The sequence below is a fragment of the Microvirga antarctica genome (assembly GCF_017921815.1).
Taxonomy (GTDB): Bacteria; Pseudomonadota; Alphaproteobacteria; order Rhizobiales; family Beijerinckiaceae; genus Microvirga; species Microvirga antarctica.
Map to the genome: position 1 here is coordinate 1 of NZ_JAGEMM010000075.1, position 291 is coordinate 291.

Annotated in this window: 1 protein-coding gene; it reads left to right on the plus strand. The window is 51.2% G+C overall.

The genetic code is table 11. From position 1 onward, the window contains the following. The coding region (locus tag J4G32_RS20920; RefSeq protein WP_210497595.1) for a hypothetical protein at positions 1-291 on the plus strand (291 nt) is incomplete at both ends.

Genomic DNA, 291 nt, shown 5'->3' on the forward strand with positions numbered 1-291 from the left:
AATGTATCCCTTTCCTTTAGAGATGGTGATGAGATTACCGCCGAGGGTGAAACGCTGACCGGTGAAACCATCATCACCAATCCGGTTGCAACAGAAACCGTACACATTAGCAATGCGGGAACCGTCAGCGGCGGTAAAGTCACCATTAAAAATTACGGCGATGTCACCAACGAATCCACTGGCAGTATCAGCAGTGTAAGTATTGAGACAGGGGGTATCTACACCAACGACGGCACAACGGCCGCCGTTTCCGTAGACGGCGGCGTCTTCAACAATACTGGTACCGTCACC